Origin of the sequence: Echinicola arenosa (assembly GCF_014841125.1) — a bacterium.
Lineage (GTDB): Bacteria > Bacteroidota > Bacteroidia > Cytophagales > Cyclobacteriaceae > Echinicola > Echinicola arenosa.
Genome location: NZ_JACYTQ010000001.1, coordinates 819,551 through 838,631, shown reverse-complemented (window position 1 = coordinate 838,631; position 19,081 = coordinate 819,551). Strand labels below are relative to the sequence as shown.

General features: G+C 39.9%; 11 protein-coding genes. All 11 read left to right on the top strand.

What is annotated here, in order from left to right; translation table 11 throughout:
- The first annotated feature begins 86 nt into the window (after window positions 1–86).
- The 11 genes from IFO69_RS03260 to IFO69_RS03210 all read left to right on the top strand — a co-directional run bounded on the left by IFO69_RS03260 (window position 87) and on the right by IFO69_RS03210 (window position 19,071).
- Window positions 87–1,238, top strand: a complete 1,152-nt coding sequence (locus IFO69_RS03260; protein ID WP_192008225.1) for a FecR family protein — start codon at window positions 87–89, stop codon at window positions 1,236–1,238.
- Window positions 1,239–1,313: 75 nt separating this feature from the next.
- On the top strand, window positions 1,314–4,709 hold the full coding sequence (locus tag IFO69_RS03255; protein ID WP_192008223.1) for a SusC/RagA family TonB-linked outer membrane protein: 3,396 nt from the start codon (window positions 1,314–1,316) through the stop codon (window positions 4,707–4,709).
- Window positions 4,710–4,721: 12 nt separating this feature from the next.
- Window positions 4,722–6,176, top strand: coding sequence for a RagB/SusD family nutrient uptake outer membrane protein (locus IFO69_RS03250; protein WP_192008218.1), 1,455 nt, complete (start codon window positions 4,722–4,724; stop codon window positions 6,174–6,176).
- Window positions 6,177–6,191: 15 nt separating this feature from the next.
- Window positions 6,192–6,950, top strand: a complete 759-nt coding sequence (locus IFO69_RS03245) for a DUF4843 domain-containing protein (RefSeq protein ID WP_192008213.1) — start codon at window positions 6,192–6,194, stop codon at window positions 6,948–6,950.
- A gap of 11 nt (window positions 6,951–6,961) precedes the next feature.
- Window positions 6,962–8,455 carry a PKD-like family lipoprotein gene (locus tag IFO69_RS03240; protein ID WP_192008211.1) on the top strand — a complete coding sequence of 498 codons (1,494 nt, stop codon included), beginning with the start codon at window positions 6,962–6,964 and terminating at the stop codon, window positions 8,453–8,455.
- Window positions 8,456–8,653: 198 nt separating this feature from the next.
- Window positions 8,654–9,859: a thioredoxin family protein gene (locus tag IFO69_RS03235; RefSeq protein WP_192008209.1), complete on the top strand. Its 1,206-nt coding sequence runs from the start codon at window positions 8,654–8,656 to the stop codon at window positions 9,857–9,859.
- A complete protein-coding gene (locus IFO69_RS03230) occupies window positions 9,856–11,373 on the top strand; it encodes an aspartyl protease family protein (RefSeq protein WP_192008207.1) in 1,518 nt (505 codons plus the stop codon). Before IFO69_RS03235 ends, IFO69_RS03230 begins: the two co-directional genes overlap by 4 nt.
- Before the next feature lie 30 nt (window positions 11,374–11,403).
- On the top strand, window positions 11,404–12,792 hold the full coding sequence (locus tag IFO69_RS03225) for a TlpA family protein disulfide reductase (protein WP_192008205.1): 1,389 nt from the start codon (window positions 11,404–11,406) through the stop codon (window positions 12,790–12,792).
- Between the two features lie 632 nt (window positions 12,793–13,424).
- Window positions 13,425–13,979, top strand: a complete 555-nt coding sequence (locus tag IFO69_RS03220) for an RNA polymerase sigma-70 factor (RefSeq protein ID WP_192008203.1) — start codon at window positions 13,425–13,427, stop codon at window positions 13,977–13,979.
- Between the two features lie 459 nt (window positions 13,980–14,438).
- A complete protein-coding gene (locus IFO69_RS03215) occupies window positions 14,439–15,599 on the top strand; it encodes a FecR family protein (RefSeq protein ID WP_192008201.1) in 1,161 nt (386 codons plus the stop codon).
- Between the two features lie 76 nt (window positions 15,600–15,675).
- Entirely contained in the window at window positions 15,676–19,071 is a 3,396-nt protein-coding gene (locus IFO69_RS03210; RefSeq protein ID WP_192008198.1) for a SusC/RagA family TonB-linked outer membrane protein, read from the top strand.
- Window positions 19,072–19,081 lie beyond the last annotated feature (10 nt).

Below are 19,081 nucleotides of genomic sequence, written 5' to 3'. Positions count from 1 at the left end.
TAATCACATTTTTTTAAAACTTTTTTAACAATTTGGTCACCCGTTTTTTTTGGTTACTTGTTTTATATACAAAATAAAGCAAAACTATGAAGGAACTTTTCGAGGTGGCTCGTATTGTCCTCAAACATAAGTTAGGTAATAACAATAAGCCCAATGATAAAGAGCTTTTGTTTTTGGAAGATTGGCTTAAAAAATCTGAAGAGAACAGGATCTTATATGCAAAGCTTCAGGAAAAGTCTGTCGAGGAACTCTTGGAAAGAGAGCAGTTGGCAATCAACCAGCAAAATGGGTGGGAAAGATTGGAAGCCTACGCTCGCAGCAGGAAGTCAACGAAGTCCCCGAAATCCCAGTGGGTTAAATGGGCGGCTGTTCTATTGATTCCCTTGGCTGTAGGTATTGTCCTCTTTTCATTACTTCGTCCCGATGCCGATGAAGTCATAAGCCCGGGAAGCAATGGGGCCATGTTGACCCTGAGCAATGGAGAGAAGGTAAACTTGGAAGAGCTTGATAATATAGCCGCACTTGAAGGGGGGGTGCTGTCTAAAGAGTCGGATAAGCTGGTTTATACAGATGATTACAGTGATAATAAAGAAAAGGTTTTTAACACTGTGGAAACTTCAATAGGAAAGGAGTTTGGGTTAAAGCTCTCTGATGGAACAGAAGTGTACCTTAATCCGCTAACCAAAATGACCTTTCCTATCGCTTTTGATAAAAAGGAACGGATGGTTGAGCTTTCTGGAGAGGCTTTTTTTAAAGTGAGTCATGATGCCTCTCGTCCCTTCTATGTGACGGTGGATGGTATGAAAGTCCAGGTTTTGGGAACCTCCTTTAGTGTAAGGTCATATGAGGATGAGGGATTTGCTGAGACGGTTTTGGTGGAAGGAAAAGTGAAAATTGTGGATGAAAGGGGAGTAGAGCAAGCATTGCTAACCCCAGACCACAAGGTGGTTTTGGATAAATCAATAGGCTCATTTGATGTCTCAGAAGTAGACGCCAAGCGCGCTACCTCATGGGTGGAAGGATTCTACTTTTTTGAGGATGCCACCTTAGAGGATATTTTGAAGGACCTCTCCAGGTGGTATGAGTTTGAAGTTGTATACGACCGCCCAGAACTAAGGGATCAACGCTTTGAAGGGTACATTAACAAATACGAGGAATTAGACCCCGTGTTAAAAATAATAGAACATACGAATCACATAAAAATAGAAAAGAATGGAAAAACCTTGATCGTGAAGTAAAAAAAGGGTGTCGATTGCGGCAACAATCTCCACCCTGAAATGTCAAACAACAGTTCAACAAACCACTAACAATTTATGAAGAAAAATTTAAAGAGATATCTCTTAAGGGGATATTTATGGCCAAAAGTCATGAAACTCACTGCAATCCTGACACTCGCCCTGTGTTTTAACTTGTCCGCTGCTTCCATTTCTCAGACCCTTAAGGATTTGAATTATGAGAAAGTAGAATTGAAAAAACTGATTAGGGAAATCGAGAAACAAACGAACTACAAATTCTTTTACAACCTGAATGATGTACGGACCATCAAAGACCTGACCGTAAAAGAGGAGGTTATCTCGGTAGAGGACCTTCTTGAGAAACAACTGAAACAAACACCCTTAACTTTTGAGATTATAGATGAAACAATTGTACTAAAGCACAAAACCAATCATTCACAAAACTCAACTTCACTTTCGAGCCAAAACGGTCTTACAATTTTTAGTCGTGACATGGAAGAAATCTCCGGCGTGGTAACCGATGAAGGTGGAGAACCCCTGCCGGGAGTAATTGTTCAGCTGAAAGGTGCCAGTCAAGCCAATGTGACGGATGCCGATGGTAGGTACAAAGTGCTGGTTCCGGATTCTGATGCCATTTTGGTCTTTCGACTATTGGGCTTTGAAACCCAAGAAATTCCAGTGGGCAACCAACAAAAGATCAATGTAAAGCTAAAGATCAGTGTAACGGGGATGGAAGAGTTCATCGTTACGGGGGTCGTAGAAAGGGACAAGGAGAGCTTTACAGGTGCAGCTTCTTCTTTTACTGGCGCTGACCTAAAGCAAATTACCAATGGAAACGCGGTAGAGGCTTTGAAAACATTGGATCCTTCCGTAGTGATCTTTGAAAACAACCAATTCGGTTCCAATCCCAATGTCATGCCCAATATCGAGGTGAGAGGGAAGACCAGTATTTCTACCAGTGAACTTCGTGATGAATTTGGTTCTGATCCCAACCAGCCGCTGTTTATCCTGGATGGATTTGAAACTACTTTACAGACTATCGTGGATTTGGATATTAATAGGATCAAGTCCATCACTATTCTGAAAGATGCTGCTTCCACTGCCCTTTACGGTTCTGTAGCGGCCAATGGTGTCATTGTGGTCGAAACCAAAAGACCGGAAGTGGGTAAGATCATGCTGTCTTACACGGGAGATTATCGTGTAAATGCTCCTGACTTGAGCGTTTATAATATGATGAATGCTGCTGAGAAGCTGGAGTTTGAAAGACTTTCTGGAAGGTATGACTATTACTCAATAGACCCTGAATTTCAATTGCCCCTTGATGAGTTATACAATCAGCGGCTTGCCGAAGTAAGAAGAGGGGTGGATACTTATTGGCTTTCTGAGCCGACCCAAGTAGGCTTCACCAATTCCCATACGCTTTATGCAGATGGCGGGTCTGATGAATTGCGCTTTGGAGTCTCTGCCAATTACAGAAATGTTCAGGGAGTGATGAAAGGCTCAGGACGTGAAACTTGGCAAGGATCCGTGGATATCAATTACCGAAAAGGAAAAATCAATATCAGCAACAAGCTTTTTGTCAATGGATATTTAGCTACTGAGTCACCTTATGGAAATTTCTCTACGTTTGTCAATGCAAACCCATATTTCAGAAAGTACAATGAAGATGGTGGGGTGGACAAATACCTGGAAGAGGGGCTTGTAAGTGGACTGGTTGTTTATCCTAAAACGGGTGTGCCCAATCCACTTTATAATGCCTTGTTGGAGAATCAATATGATGAAACACGCAACCTGAATGTGCAGAATAACCTGCAGTTAAGGTACAATATCAGCCCTTCTTTTAGAATCCAGGCCATGACGCAGATTCTGGGAGCTAAAAACGAAAGCGAGGCTTTTGCCAATCCACTGAATACGGAGTTTGATGGTGTAGATATATTGAAGAGAGGCCGATATAACAATAGCCAATCTTCTCAGTTTTTGTATCGAGGAAATGTGATGGCAGTATATTCCAAGGTGATTGGGAAGCACAGCATCACGGGGAACCTGAGGGGAGAAATACAAAATGAACAGAATGAAAGAAAAAGCTTTGTAGCAACAGGCTTTCCAATAGGAGCAGTCGGAAACCCTGCTTTTGCTTTTTCCTATCAGGAAAACAGTAAGCCTTCTGCGGCCTATAAAGATTATCGACGCGTAAATGGATTGGCCAGTGTCAACTATGCCTATGACCAGCGATTTTTATTCGATGCCACTTACCGCATCGATGGCTCTACGGCATTCGGAAGAAATAATCCCTTCTCACCGTTTTGGGCGGTAGGGGCTGGCTGGAATCTCCACAATGAACCAAGTTTGAAAAATAGCCCGGTTTTGAGTAGTCTTAGATTGAGGGGGAACGTGGGGATAACCGGTAATCAGAGCTTTGGTAACATCACTTCTGTTTCGGTTTACGATTACTTCCAGAATCTCAATATTTTCGGACAGGGAACTTCCCTATCTACCCTGGGCAATCCAAATTTGGAATGGCAAAGAACCAAGAATTACAGCGTGGGCATTGACTTCGGTTTCTTGAAAAACAGAATCTCAGGTTTTGTCAATGCTTATCGGAATATCACCAATCCGTTGATTGTGGTGTTGGATCAACCCTCCTCTACTGGAATTGTAGGACTTCCTTTGAATGTCGGCCTATTGGAAACCCGAGGTGTGGAAACAAATATCAGATATTCTCCTGTTTTTAAGCCTCAGCAAGGTGTAGTATGGACTATCGGATGGATGGGTAATTTCATCGTGGATCAGTATGATGAGTTCGATGATAAGCTCAGCAAATTAAATGAAGAGGAACAAGAAAGTAATAGCTTGGTCCGCTATAAGGATGGGTACAGTCCTTCAGATATTTGGGCTGTCCAGTCATTGGGAATTGACCCAGCCACGGGCGAAGAAATTTTCTTGAAGAAGAACGGAGAGAGAACTTTTGAGTATGATCCAGCGGATATCGTACGGGTAGGTAATACCAGACCATTTTCAGAAGGTGTTTTGAGCACAAACCTCTCTTACAAAGGATGGTTGATGAATGTTTACCTAAGGTACAGAATCGGTGCAGAGGTCTTTAATAGCGCCGTGTATAACAAAGTGGAGAACATAAATGCGCAAGGGATCACGCTTAACCAAGACAAAAGAGCCTTGACTGAAAGATGGAAACAACCTGGTGATATCAGTCAGTTTAAAGGGATCAGCTTAACTGAAAAAACCAATATGTCTTCCCGATTTGTACAGGAAGAAAATAGTTTGATTGGAGAATCCATTTCCGTGGGATACCAATGGAATGCCAACAGTCATTTCTTGAAAAGCATCGGCTTACAAAGATTAAGACTAAACGCGCTGATGAATGACATTTTCAGGTTGTCCTCTGTCCAAGTGGAGCGTGGGATTCAATATCCTTTTGCAAGAACGGTTTCTTTATCTGTAAACGCTACTTTCTAAATCCGAACAAAGATGAAAAAAACAATCATAAAATATATACTAGGGGTTTGTGCGGTGTGGATGACCAGTTCATGTGAAGACTATCTGGACGTAAAGCCCATGGATAAATTCTTGGAAAACCAGGTGTTCTCATCCCAGATAGGGATACAAAATGCGCTAAATGGAATTTACCTGGATTTGAATAACAACAGGTTATATGGTGAAGACCTTACCTTGGGAGCGGTGGAAGGACTGGCTCAACGGTATAACCAGCCAAATGATGATTATATTCTTTACTTTTTTCAGAACTACTCCTACAAAGAGGAAAGTGTAATGAATAGGTTTGAAGGAGTATGGACCAGAGCTTATGTGAATATTTTGAACATCAATGCACTGCTGGATGGTTTGGATAAATATCCGGGAGTTTTGCCGCAGGATGAAGAAGAAATCATTAGAGGGGAATGCCATGCTTTGAGGGCCTTTTTACACTTTGATATGTTGAGGTTATTTGGTGGTATTCCTGGTGAGAGCATGGACCAATATAAACTACCTTACTACGATGAAGTCAAAAGAGAAGCGGCTCCCCTGATTGCAGGTAGTCTGTTTTTGGATCAGGTGTTGGAGGATTTGGAAATGGCTGAAAGCTTTTTGGCGAACGATCCAATCGTAGAAAATGGTAAAATGCTTCCAGATCCTGATGACGGTGTGGTTACATTCTATATGTGCAGAAACTTTAGGATGAACCTATATGCAGTGAAAGCTTTGCAGGCCAGGGTGAACCAATATGGAGGCAATGACCAAGCGGCTCTGGAAGCGGCAGAATGGGTGATTGAAAATGGAAGTAAGTGGTTCCCTTGGACAGATCCTTTAGCAATACTGTCTACTCCAAATGCTCCGGATATGGTGTTCTCCTCTGAAATCCTTTTTGGTACTTACAATATGAGCTTGTATGGTAGACATAATAACCTTTTCAACAGTAGTTTAAATGAAAACAAGATCCTGTATGCAAGGCCTAGAAGATTGAATCAAACCTTTGAAAACAATGAAAACGATTACCGTTTCAATTCCTCTTGGGTATTGAGTAGCAACCATTCTTTCAAGACTTTCAACAAGTACAAAGAGCCCGGTAAAATCAATAATGTGACACCAACTTTTAAGTTTATACTGGGACTGATCAGGATGTCGGAGATGTATTATATCGCAGCTGAAGCTTTAGTAGATTCAGATCCAGGTAAGGCCTTGACCTATTTGAATACAGTACGGTATAACCGTGGGTTGCAAGACTTGGGCGAAGGGGTAGACCTCCATGCAGAGATCCTCAAAGAGTATAGGAAAGAGTTCTTCGGTGAGGGACAGCTGTTCTTCTACTATAAGCGGCACAATTTCAGTTCTATACCCAATGGGTCTTCCAATACAGCGAATATGACCATGGGAGAAAATACCTACGTGGTGCCATTACCACTATCAGAATTAGAGTTTAGAAACTAGAAATCCCTAACAACTATGAAAAATACAATTCGAAATATATTTCTATTTATAGTGATAGTGATGTGCTGGAGCTGTGTGGAGGATGAGTTGATGACCTATACCAGTAGCACAGACAGCATTTACTTTACCTTTTCAAAAAAAGAAGAGCCTGCAATACCCTTTGACAGTATATATTATTCAGTAGGTTTGGTGCCTGCTGATTTTACGGATTCCTTGGTCAGCATCCCGGTGAAGATTATGGGGAATAAAAAGGATTATGACCGAGCTTTTTCAGTGGAATTGTCAGAAAAGTCCACAGCGGTGGAAGGAACTAACTTTAAAATTGAAAATGAATTGGTGATTCCCGCTGGTGCTGTGGAATCAGCCATTCAGATCAGGTTGTTCAAGACCCCGGATATCGCAGAGGATACTGTGATGATAGGTTTTGATTTACTGCCCAATGAGTATTTCAATACCGAAATGAAAAACTATGTCAATGAGTTTGGTGAGATAGAGGTAAGCCATGTCAACTTTGAACTGTACTTGACTGGTACTGTTTCAGAACCACAGAATTGGTTTGCTCCATTTCTGGGACCGTTTTCTTTGAAAAAATTGATGTTGATGAATGAAGTTTTGGGTATAGATCCACTTACATTTTCAAAAGGGCGTCTTGAAATTTCCAAAATGATGTACTTTGGAAAGGCGATGAAGCGGTATCTGGATCTTCAAAGAGCTGCAGGGAATACGGTTTATGAGGAAGATGGAACGGAAATGGAAATGGGTGCTTACTTTTAATGAAACAAACGATGAAAAAAATATTAATATACATATGCTTGGGGTTACTCCCCATCTTGTTGCCGGCATGTATGGAGGATTTGGGCAACTACCAATATCAAGAAATCAATGAAATAGATTTTGAGGGCATTGATAGCAGTTATGTGGCTTATCAAGGAGAACAGTTCAAAATTGAACCTAATTTAGCCTTTACTCTGGATGAATCTGATAATCCAGAGAATTATGAATACGAGTGGTTTTTACAAAAGCCAGGGGCTTTGCCAAATGACAAAGAAAAATTCTTAAGTGACCAAAGGGTGCTGGATATTCAGCTTTCAGTTGCCCCAGGTATTTATAATGGTTATTATCGCGTGCGTGATATGACTACAGGGGTGCAGTTTGCTACAAAATTTGCTATGGAAGTCATCAGTTCGGTGTATGAAGGCTGGATGGTGATGAGTGATGTCAATGGTAAAGCGAGATTGGATATGGCTTCTAGAATAGAGGAAGATTATATGGTGATTCCAGATGTCTTGAACTATACTGGCTCTTCCTTGAAATTGGAAGGCGCTCCTGGTATGGTTTTCTGCTATGATTATGACCCTACCCTATACGGGATCTATGTGACCAGTGAGGGCACAGGAACTACTAAAATTGATCCGGATTCTTTTGGATGGTCAGAAGATTTAAGGTTGACTTATGAGGCTACTGGTACTTTTCCTGAAGATTGGAGAGCCGATCAAATCTACGATAGAGGAGGGAACTCATCCTTAATGCTAAGTGAAGGAAAGGTGTATTATTATTTTAGAACTTATGGAATAGCTTATGGTGTGCCGATCAATATGGTCAGTGGAGAGGCAGCACCCTATACACCTTCTCCTTTTATTAGTGTCAATCCTTTCTTTGTAGCTGATCAATCCATTTTATTTGATGAAGATAACAAACGTTTTCTTCGACATATGGGTGTCAATAAGGAAGAGTCTGACTTGATGCCTAACGGAACTTTGTTCGACTATAATATCGGTATGGACTTAGTATATATGGGGTATAACGAATATAATGGAGGGGAGGCCTTGGCAGTTCTTAATGATAATGGACAGTATTATATAGCCCGTATAGCGCAGACTTTTACCACATTACAGCAGGTGTATTTTGAAGCCATTAATGTAGATGGATTTGATCAAGCAGAAAACTTTGCGGTTCATCCAGATTTCGGCTTCCTGTTCTTTAATATTGGTTCAAAAGTCTATGAATATGATCTATCTACTAAGGTAGCTTATGAGATGCTGGATTATGGCTCCAAAGAAGTGACGCACCTTGAATTTTATAACTTGGCTTTTCCTAGAGCGCATACCGCTGATTTTGAAAAGCAGTTGATGGTGGCTTCTAATGATTCCTCATTGCCTGCTGAAAGTTCAGGAAAGCTGGAATTCTATAACGTGCCGCCGGTAAACGGTCAGATTACTTTGGATAGTGAGCTGGAAGGCTTCGGTAAAATTGTAAGTGTTGCTTATAGAGAGAGATAAGTATTGGTAATTAGAAAGCACCCTCCCCAATTTTTTTGATTGACATTTTCTTCACGGACGATGTTATGGGGAGGGGCTTTTTAAACTCACTGCCTTTTTTCTTTACTGATCAAACCTTGAGAATTGCCTAGAAGGGAAATATAAGTCCTTTCCTAATCTTGTATACCCTTTTGAGAATATAAAACCCAATTATGTAAGATGAAAAGATTTAGTTTAACGTTAATGGCCCTTATTCTGGTCATATTTTCTGGATATGCCCAGGATCCATTTTTCCAGGGAAGCTGGAAGGAAGTATTGGATGAAGCCAAGGAACAAAAGAAGCTTATTTTTGTGGACCTTTATTTTGAGGGATGCATGCCTTGTGAAAAAATGGCCAAAGAGGTTTTTCCACATCCTGAGGTAAGTAAATTGCTGGAATCTGATTTTATCAGTTTTAAGTCAGACGTATTCAAGGAAGAAGATGGAGCTTTGTTGAGCAGGAAATTCGGCGCGACAGGATTCCCCTCTTTTGTTTTTTTGAATCATGAAGGAAAAGTGCTTGATGTAGCATCCGGATACCTAAATGTCAATGGGATGGTGAGCGCTTTGAAAGAAATGATGGTCAAGGCGGAGGAAGGAGATTTTACAGCATTCGACCCTAGTTTGGACTTGGATTATCCTGCTTTTTACTCAGAATTTTTTATCAGTCAGAACCGTAAGCTTGATGGGGAGGAGATCAAGCAATATATGGCATCTCAAACTGACTGGAACCAGGAGGTTCCTTTTATGGTATTGAGCACCTTTGCAAGAGGTGGTCAATATGATCAGTACTATTGGACCAACGCAGAGTCGCTTGGAGAACAGTATGGCTATGGGATTGTGAGCAAAAGAATGTTTGGAATTGCCACCTCTCAAATAAATCAGTTTGCGGCGGCCAAACAAATCAAGCGTGCACAAGGCACCATAAATATTATCAAGGATTTTATGAATGAAAAGGATGTCAATCGCTTCACACCTTTTTTGCTGAACAGGTATTATAAAGAAGACCCCCAACACCTTTGGTACTTACAGGAATATAGAAAATTGGATATTGATAGCAGGGATCAGGTTTTTAATGTAATCAGCGGGGTTTTGCAGCATCTTCCTGAAGATGAAGCCACCCTAAATGCCATGAAGGAATGGTATGAAGAAAGTGTATTGACGGAGCAGCCTGATGCAGAACAACTATATAACTACAGTTTGATATTGGCCCTGATGGATAAAGCAAGTGGAGCACAATCGGAATTGGATAAAATCCAATTGAAAGATAATGATAGCAACTTAACTGCCCAGGATGTGGAGTTACTATCGAAGGCAATAGCCAGTGGAAGCATGGCCGGATACCAGCCTAAAGAATTGATCAAAGAGATCCCGGTTTTACAATGATGCGTTTTCAAAAGATTACAAAAATATTCCTCTTAGGCCTTTGCCTGGGATTCAGCGTGATTCCTTCCTTTGCGCAAAGTAAAAAGCAACTAGAGCAAGGGGTAGGAGCTTTCGAAAAGGCCATGATATCAAGAGATGCAGAAGCTGTAAAGGAACTGCTTGCTCCTGATTTTATGATTGGAGTGTATGATGGAGATGAAATGAATTACCTGTTGGAAGGCCTTGTAAAACAGTATTACGCCATTGAGTCGATTACTTTTCAAGGTAATAAGAAGCATGGGGAGCTGGTGCTGGCAAATGTGAAAATTCAACTTGAGAAAGGGGAAGAAATAACTACCAATTTGGCTTTTAACAAAGATGCGCAGCTTACTTATGTCGATCTTTTTGACGGTTTCTATGATTTGGACCGGTATTCTGATCATGGCCTCGTGGCCACCATACCTTTTGTAATGGAAAACAATAAGATCATCATTAAGGCCACAATGAATGATAGTGAAAAAGTCTTACGTTTCATTTTTGATACAGGGGCTGATGGAATGGCCCTGAGTCCAGAGGCGGCAGAAGAAGTGCAGGTAAAGCATATCAGAGACCATGAGACAGCTGTCGTAGGAGGGAAGACTACCGTGAAATTCTCCAGTGGCAATACGGTCCATCTAGCAGAAGAATTGTCTCTGGACAAGCAAAATCTGGTGATTTTTCCAGGTATGGACAGTCAGGTGGATGGGCTAATTGGAGGAGGAATTTTGCGGAAGTATACGACCCAATTCGACTTTGATAGAAAAGTGATAGAATTGTATGATTTTAATTCTTTTCAGCCCAATCCTGAGGCAGCAGTTTTGGATGTAGACTTCAGTTCGGGGGTGCCTGAGATACCGATCAGCTATTATTTGGCCAACAAAGAAGAGGAGTTGACAGCAGAGATGGTGTTTGATACAGGAGCTGGATACAGTATGATATTTTTTGGCCCCTACGTTGGGCAGGAACAATTGTCCGATGGGTTTGAGGCAGCCTTTCACTCCACCAATTACAGTATGGGCATGGCCACCCCCATCCAAATTGGATACATAGACTATGCGCGTATCGGAGACCATAAAATGGAAAATATCCTTGTGTCATTACAGCAATACGACCCTCAAAACAAGGATTGGATTACCAGTTCGGGTTCTTTTGGGATAGCATTGATCAAGAAGTTTCATGTGACGATAGATCGATTGCATAAGAAACTTTACATGGAACCCAATCAAGTTTTTGCCAAACCTTCGGATTTCGCTATTGGTGGAATGGTACTGCATTTTAATGAGGATGATGAACTGGAAATCAAACAGGTGATCCAGGGTTCTGCCGCAAACAGGGAAGGCTTGAAGGTGGGGAGCAAAATTACAATGATAGACGATTTTACATCGGAAGACTTATTGTCAGATGGTCTCGGTCAACTTTTGGATAAAGCGGCGGGAAGCATTACAGTAAGGGTATTGTATGGTGAACAGATGATGCAATTAGATTTAGAGATATAAAAATTATTGAACATAAAAATGAAATCAGAAATGAAGAAATTTTGTAAAGTACTGCTCGTATTGACGGTACTGACCCAAACAGCCTTAATGGCCAAAGGTATTGAAGGATACGCGATCATTAGTGGAAAAGTCGATTTTGAAAATCCATTTGGAGAGGTCAAACTTCAGCAAGTAGTAGATGGAGCACTGGAGACAGTGGCTACAAGTAGCACCAATGAGAAGGGAGAGTTTGCCTTTATGTATCCTGTGGATGAAGCAGCATTTTATCATCTAGAAATAGCGCCAAGAAGGTATAGTCACATGCTTCGCTTTTACTTGGAAAGTGGAGTGGAACTAAAAGTGACCATTCAGGAAGATGGTTATGTGTTGGCCGGTGAAGACTTAGGGCATAATGAGCTAGTGACTGATTGGAACAAGTCTGTTGAAAAGATGTTGGATATCAATAGAGTGGGTTCTGTGAAAACCTATAAGGAGTTTTTCCCGCTAGTTAAGAATGAAATGATTGATGAAGCCCAAGACTTTAAAAATCGCATCAATACGGGCGATGAGCAATTTGATGCCTTGATGAAGTTATCTGTGCAAACGGATTTGGAAGAACAGTCTTTTTCTTTTTTCAGGTTTCCAAGGACAATGCATGCCAGCCCTGAAGAATACCCTGATTTCTATCAACAATGGGAGAAGGATGTGAAATTTACCGATGCTGATCTTTTGAAGCTGTGGAATGGTAAATCTTATATGGATAATTATTTCATGACTTACTATCTGTTTTTAGAGAACCCAAAGCCAGTTAGCTCTAAACCTCTCTCAGGGATGATTCCAAGCTTTGATGATCCAGCCTTATTGGATGTTTTCCTTAGGGATTATTTCTCTACCAGAAGGTTTAAGGGGGGGCAATTTGAGAGAGAGATTGCTATAGCAAGACCCTATATGACTTCTGAGGAAAGCAAAGCTTTGATTGTAGAATTAGAAAAGAAATATTTTACTGAAGCCGGTCAACCAGGATTTAAATTTGAATATGAAGATGTTGAAGGCAATATGGTATCTTTTGATTCCTTTAAAGGTAAGGTCGTTTACTTGGACATTTGGGCAACTTGGTGTGGTCCATGTATCAAACAAATCCCTTCCTTGAAAAAATTGGAAGAAGAGCTTCATGGAGAAGATATTGTGTTCCTTAGTGTTTCTATCGATGCCTTAAAGGATAAACAAAAGTGGAAGAATTTTGTAAAAGAGAAAGACCTCAAAGGAGTGCAGTTGATGGCTGATAAGGCTTGGGAGTCTGGCTTGGTGAAGAACTATGAAATCAAAGGGATTCCAAGATTTATGATTTTTGATAAACAAGGGAATATTGTAACCACAGATGCCATGAGACCATCGCAAGAAGGCCTGAAGGAGCAATTGGTTGAATTGTTGAAAAAATAAAAGGCTGATAAGAGAAACGCTGTCTTTTATTTAATGAGTTCTCGGATTTCTAAAAAAGAATAATTTTTAAAATTATTTCAAAAGTTATCACCCCATTTGGGATAAAGTAGTTTTATAAAAACAGACTTTATGTTAAGAAAATCAAGGTCTCTATCTTAATGGCATAGCAACATCTTTTATTTATGATGTTAAAGTCCATCTCCCTGATTGTCTTAATAAGTAGAGTGGATGGTTTATAAGAAATTAAATGCGGTTTATTTGATTTATAAGCGTGGTCTAATGGACCACGCTTATTTGCTTAAATAAGTGTCACATAATTTTTTGACAATACCATATGTTTCAGTCATGATTATTGACTTTTTTTCTTGTGAGAAATGCAATTTTAGTCCAAACAACCTAATGATTTAATATTTTTCGATAATTATATTAGTGATGAAAAAATTCAATTATTTACGTATAGTGTTATAAATACAATATTTTATGCTTTAATAGTTAAGTTATTGGATTGTTTTTGAGTGATCAAGTTAGATTTGAAATTTTGTCTTAAATAAGTTCGGTTTTATTTATCTCTTTTTTGTCTTAATTTTCGAGGCTGTAATCAAATATAATATCCTTGAACTTCAATAAGTTAATTGAGATCATCCTATAGAGATAGTGGGTTAATAGAAAAGCTGAGAAAAGGAAATGTCGATGCTTACAGGACTTTTTTTGATGAGTTCTATGATAGCTTATGTCTTTTTGCCAATAAATACCTTAAGGATTTTGACAATGCAGAGGACATTGTCCAAGAAGTTTTCATTACTGTTTGGGATTACAGAAAGGACATGCTGTCCTATTCATCCCTGAAAAGTTTCCTCTACACCGTTACAAAAAACAAATGCCTTACCTTTTTAAAAAATGACGCTCGCAAAAACCAACTATTTGAGGGAAGTGATTTGTTTACGGAGATGTTTTATGATGCGAATGTGGTAGAGGAAGAAACTTACCGCTTATTGGAGAAGGGGATTAAGGAACTGCCTGATCAATCTAGAAAAATTATTCAGCTTCATTTGGATGGCTTAAAAAATCAGGAGATTGCCGATGAATTGAATGTTTCTATCAATACGGTGAAAACATTGAAGAAGAATGCCTACAAAAATCTTAGAGAGGCCATTGGGGTATTAGCAGTGCTGCTTTTGGAAATCTAAAATCGACAGATCGTTATTGGAAGAGGTAAATCATTTTGATACATGCAGTCGGAGTACCTGCCTTTCGGAGGACTGGGAGTCAAATGCTTGACATTACTTTTCGATTCCATAAATCATTTCACTCAATAAAAACCTTTAATTTTTTTAATATCATTGCTTCCTTTTTTTAGATGGATATCGATTTGTGTTATAGCGTTAAGCGTTCTGTAAATTCTATTTTTTTATTATTTGCATTATTATGTTTTAAAATATTGAATAATGTAAGTTAATTTAAAATTAAATTCTGTTGAATTTTGATACGATTCCTACAGGATTGGTGATAAATACATGAGATTCTTTAAGGAAATTAACAGTTTGGTAAAATTTTTTTAAAATATCATTCACCCACTTTTTGGGTTTTGAGTTTTAATAGGGCGAAGGGTCTAGAATGACTGCTTCCATAAAGTTTAAAACTAAAGGATGAAATCGATAAATCATTTATTTGATATTTCAAAGGTATTGGCCAAGAGCAAACTGAAAGGGGAAGATGCTCTTGAACCCAATGAATTAAAAATATTACATGCTTGGCGGGACAAGTCTGATATGAACCAACACTTGGTTTCCAAATTGGAGAAGGAGAGCTGGGAAGATATTCAAGCACACGCAAAAACTGGCTTGGACAAGGAAAAAGCATGGCAGAAAATAGAGAAGAGTATTCGGCCTAATAAAAGCATCAGTTTTCTAATGACCCTGAAATGGGCCGCTATCATCATAATCCCTTTGTCTCTAGGGGTGATTTTATATAGTCAATATTATGTGGGGAATGAGACTGGTTCGCTAATGCCTGGGGGGAATGGGGCAATGCTTACTTTAAGTGATGGCAGCCAGATCAATTTGGAAGAAAAGGATGATTTGCAGATTGAAGAAAAGTCTGGTGAGAAATTGATGCTTGTTCAGGATGAATTGATTTATCAGAACGAGGGTGAGGGTGCAGATAAAGAAATTTTTAATACCATCGAAACCCGAGTAGGGAATGAATACAAACTTCGACTTTCAGATGGTACCAAGGTTTTTTTAAATGCCCAATCCAAATTGGTTTTTCCTGTTGCATTTTCAGATAAATCCAGAACTGTAAAGCTAGAAGGGGAAGGATACTTTGAGGTAAGCCACGATCAGGAACGCCCTTTTTATGTGGAAGTAGAGGGGATGAAAGTGCAGGTTTTAGGGACTTCGTTTAATGTAAAAGCTTACGCCAATGAAGCTACTACAGAAACCGTTTTGGTAGAAGGAAAAGTTAAACTCATCAATGAAAGCTTGGTTGAAACCACGCTTAGCCCAGATGAAATAGGAGTATTAAACAAGCTATCCAAAGAAATTGAAGTGAGCGAAATTGACGCATCAAGAGCAACTGCTTGGGTAGATGGCAAATATTACTTCAACAATGCCAGGTTAGAAGACATCATGAAAGACCTCGCAAGGTGGTATGATTTCGAAGCAAAGTACAGCAGTCAAGGGCTCAAGGAGGTTCGTTTTGAAGGGTGGATTAACCGCTATGAGGAATTGGATCCCATACTTGAAATAATGGAAATCACTAACAAAATAAAAATAGAACGAAATGGTAAAAAACTAATTATCAGTTAAAAAGAAAGGGTGTTGATTGCTGCAACAATCCCCACCCCGTTTAATTAAATGTTCAATAACATTCCACTAACAATTTATGAAGAAAAATTTAAAGGATTATCCCTTAAAGGGGGATTTATGGCCAAAAGTTATGAAGTTAACTGCTATTCTAACCTTGGTGTTTTGTGTAAATGTGTCGGCAGCTGTGAATTCACAAGTGCTAAAAGACGTTCATTTCAAAAATATTGAGCTCAAATCTCTGATCAAGGAGATAGAAAAGAGAACGAATTACCAGTTCTTTTATAGCCCTGATGATATCGAAGCTGTAAAAGGGCTGAAAGTAGATGAAAAGTCGATTTCGGTAGAAGCACTACTGAACAAACAATTAAAGTCAACTGAATTAACATTTGAAATTGTAGATGAAACAATTGTACTCAAACCAAAAGTAAGTAATACTACCAATAGTGCAGCTCCTGTGATGACCGGTTTAACAAAAGTCGAGCGGGATATGGAAGAAATAACAGGAATTGTCAAAGATGAAACGGGTGCACGTCTTCCTGGAGTGATTGTTCAACTAAAAGGTACCTCTCAGGCCAATGTCACCGATGTCGATGGTAAATACAGGTTGCTGGTCCCGGATGGAGAGTCGGTTTTGGTTTTCCGTTTGCTAGGGTATGAAACACAAGAAATCCTTGTCGGAAACCAGACCAAAATCAATGTGTCTATGAAAGTCAGTGTGACAGGATTGGACGAAGTGGTGGTTACTGGGGTGGTTGAAAGACAAAAGGATAGCTTCACCGGTGCAGCAGCTACTTTCGACACAGATGACCTTAAGCAGGTTTCCAATGGAAATGCCATCACTGCCATCAGGTCTTTGGACCCTTCCATTGCGGTTTTGGAAAATAATGAGTTGGGTTCCAACCCAAATGTGCTTCCTAACATTGAAGTAAGAGGTAAAACCAGTATTTCAACCAGTGAGTTGCGTGATGAGTTTGGCTCTGATCCAAACCAGCCCTTATTTATTCTGGATGGTTTTGAGACAACGCTAAGAACAATTGTGGATTTGGATGTCAATAGAATCAATTCCATTACCATTTTGAAAGATGCTGCTTCTACGGCCCTTTATGGCTCAAATGCCGCCAACGGTGTGATTGTAGTAGAAACCAAAAAACCAGAAGCGGGTAAGATCCTACTTTCCTATACGGGTGATTTCAGAGTAGATGTACCAGATTTGAGCGATTATAATATGATGAATGCCGCTGAAAAACTGGAATTTGAAAGACTTTCTGGAAGATATGTCCCCTTCAATTCTGGTGGGGCACCCGATCCTACACAGGCCATTAATTTGGACAAACTCTATAGCCTTCGATTGGCAGAAGTAAGAAGAGGGGTGGATACGTATTGGCTGTCAGAACCGGTTCAAACTGGATTCACCAATTCCCACACCATTTATGCCAATGGTGGAACGGACGAATTGCGTTTCGGGGTTTCGGCCAATTACAGAAATGTGCAAGGAGTGATGAAGGGTTCAGGCCGTGAAACCTGGCAAGGAGCGATCGATTTGATCTATAGAAAGGGAAAGTTAAATATCAACAACAAGCTTTTTGTCAATGGTTCTTTAGCTAAGGAAACACCTTATGGCGAATTTTCGAACTTTGTTAACGCCAATCCTTATTTCAGAAAATACAATGAAGATGGGGGAGTGGACAGGTATTTAGAAGAAGGAAATGTCCAAGGACTTACTTCTGGTAACGTAATCAATCCTTTATACAATGCCCTCTTGGATAACCAGTTTGACTTGACCAAAGGCCTACAGGTTCAAAACAATATTCAGATGCGTTACAACATTAGCCCGAGCTTTAGGTTGCAAGCTATGGGGCAGTTGGTGGGAGGTAAAGATGAAGCGGAAGCTTTCGTCAGCCCGCTGAATACCACATTTGATAATACGGACTTTTTAGAGAAAGGCAGGTATAATAATAGTCAAAGTTCGTCTTTCACTTATCGAGGGAATTTGATGGCAATTTATTCCAAAGTGACTGGTAAGCATAGTATTACTGCAAATGGTCGTGTAGAAATTCAAAACCAAAGTAATGAGCGGAAATCATTTACGGCGGTAGGTTTCCCTATAGGTGCAGTGGGCAATCCAGCCTTTGCTTTTAATTATCAGCCAAATTCCAGCCCATCAGCGGCATACAGGGATTTTAGAAGGGTAAATGGTTTGGTAAGTGCCAACTATGCCTATGATCAGCGGTTTTTATTTGACGCTACCTACCGTATTGATGGCTCCACCACTTTTGGAAGGAACAATCCCTATTCCCCATTCTGGGCGGTAGGAGCTGGTTGGAACCTACATAATGAACCCTCTTTGAAAGCTAATTCGAAGATAAGTACCTTAAGATTGAGAGGTAATATTGGTGTGACAGGCAATCAAAGTTTTGGAAACATCACCTCAGTATCTGTATATAGTTTTGATAATGATAGAAATATTTTTGGTCAGGGCATTTCGCTCACTTCTTTGGGCAATCCTGATTTGGAATGGCAAAGAACGCAAAACATCAGTGTAGGGATCGATTTTGGTCTTTACAATAATAGACTTTCCGGGTATTTAAATGCCTACCAAAAAATCACCGATCCTTTGATCGTTGTGATTGACCAACCTGCTTCTACAGGAATCAAAGGTTATCCGATGAATATTGGTAAAATGGATGCCAAAGGTATTGAAACCAATATTCGCTATTCTCCAATTTTCAGACCAAGTGAAAGCGTAGTTTGGACGATTGCATGGATGGGAAGCTTTACCAATCAAAAGTATGCCGAATTTGATAACCAACTGGCGAGCTTGAATAATGAAGAATTGGAAAGCAATAGTCTCGTAAGGTATCGGGATGGATACAGTCCAACAGATATCTGGGCAGTGCAATCTTTAGGAATAGACCCTGCTACCGGAAAAGAAGTATTCTTGAAGCAAAATGGGGAAAGTACTTTTGAGTATGATCCTGCAGATATCGTAAGGGTAGGAAATACCCAACCATTCTCTCAAGGAATATTAAGTACCAATGTATCTTATAAGGGCTGGTTACTGAACGTATACATGAGGTACCGTTTAGGTGCAGATGTGTTCAATAGTGCCTTGTATAACAAAGTAGAGAACATTTCCAGAAATGGTATTTTACTAAACCAGGATAGACGAGCGCTTACCGATCGATGGAAACAGCCTGGTGATATCAGCCAATTTAAAAGTATCAGCTTAACGGGTAATTCTCCTATGTCTTCCAGATTTGTACAGGAAGAAAATAGCCTGACTGGTGAGTCCATTTCCTTAGGGTACCAATGGAATGCCAATAGTCATTTCCTAAAAACTATGGGGCTAAGCAGATTGAGGGTCAATGCGATCATGAACGATATCTTCAGGCTCTCTACGGTACAAGTAGAGCGTGGAACAACCTATCCGTTCGCTCGCACCGTTTCCTTTACCATTAATGCTACTTTCTAAATAAGTTATA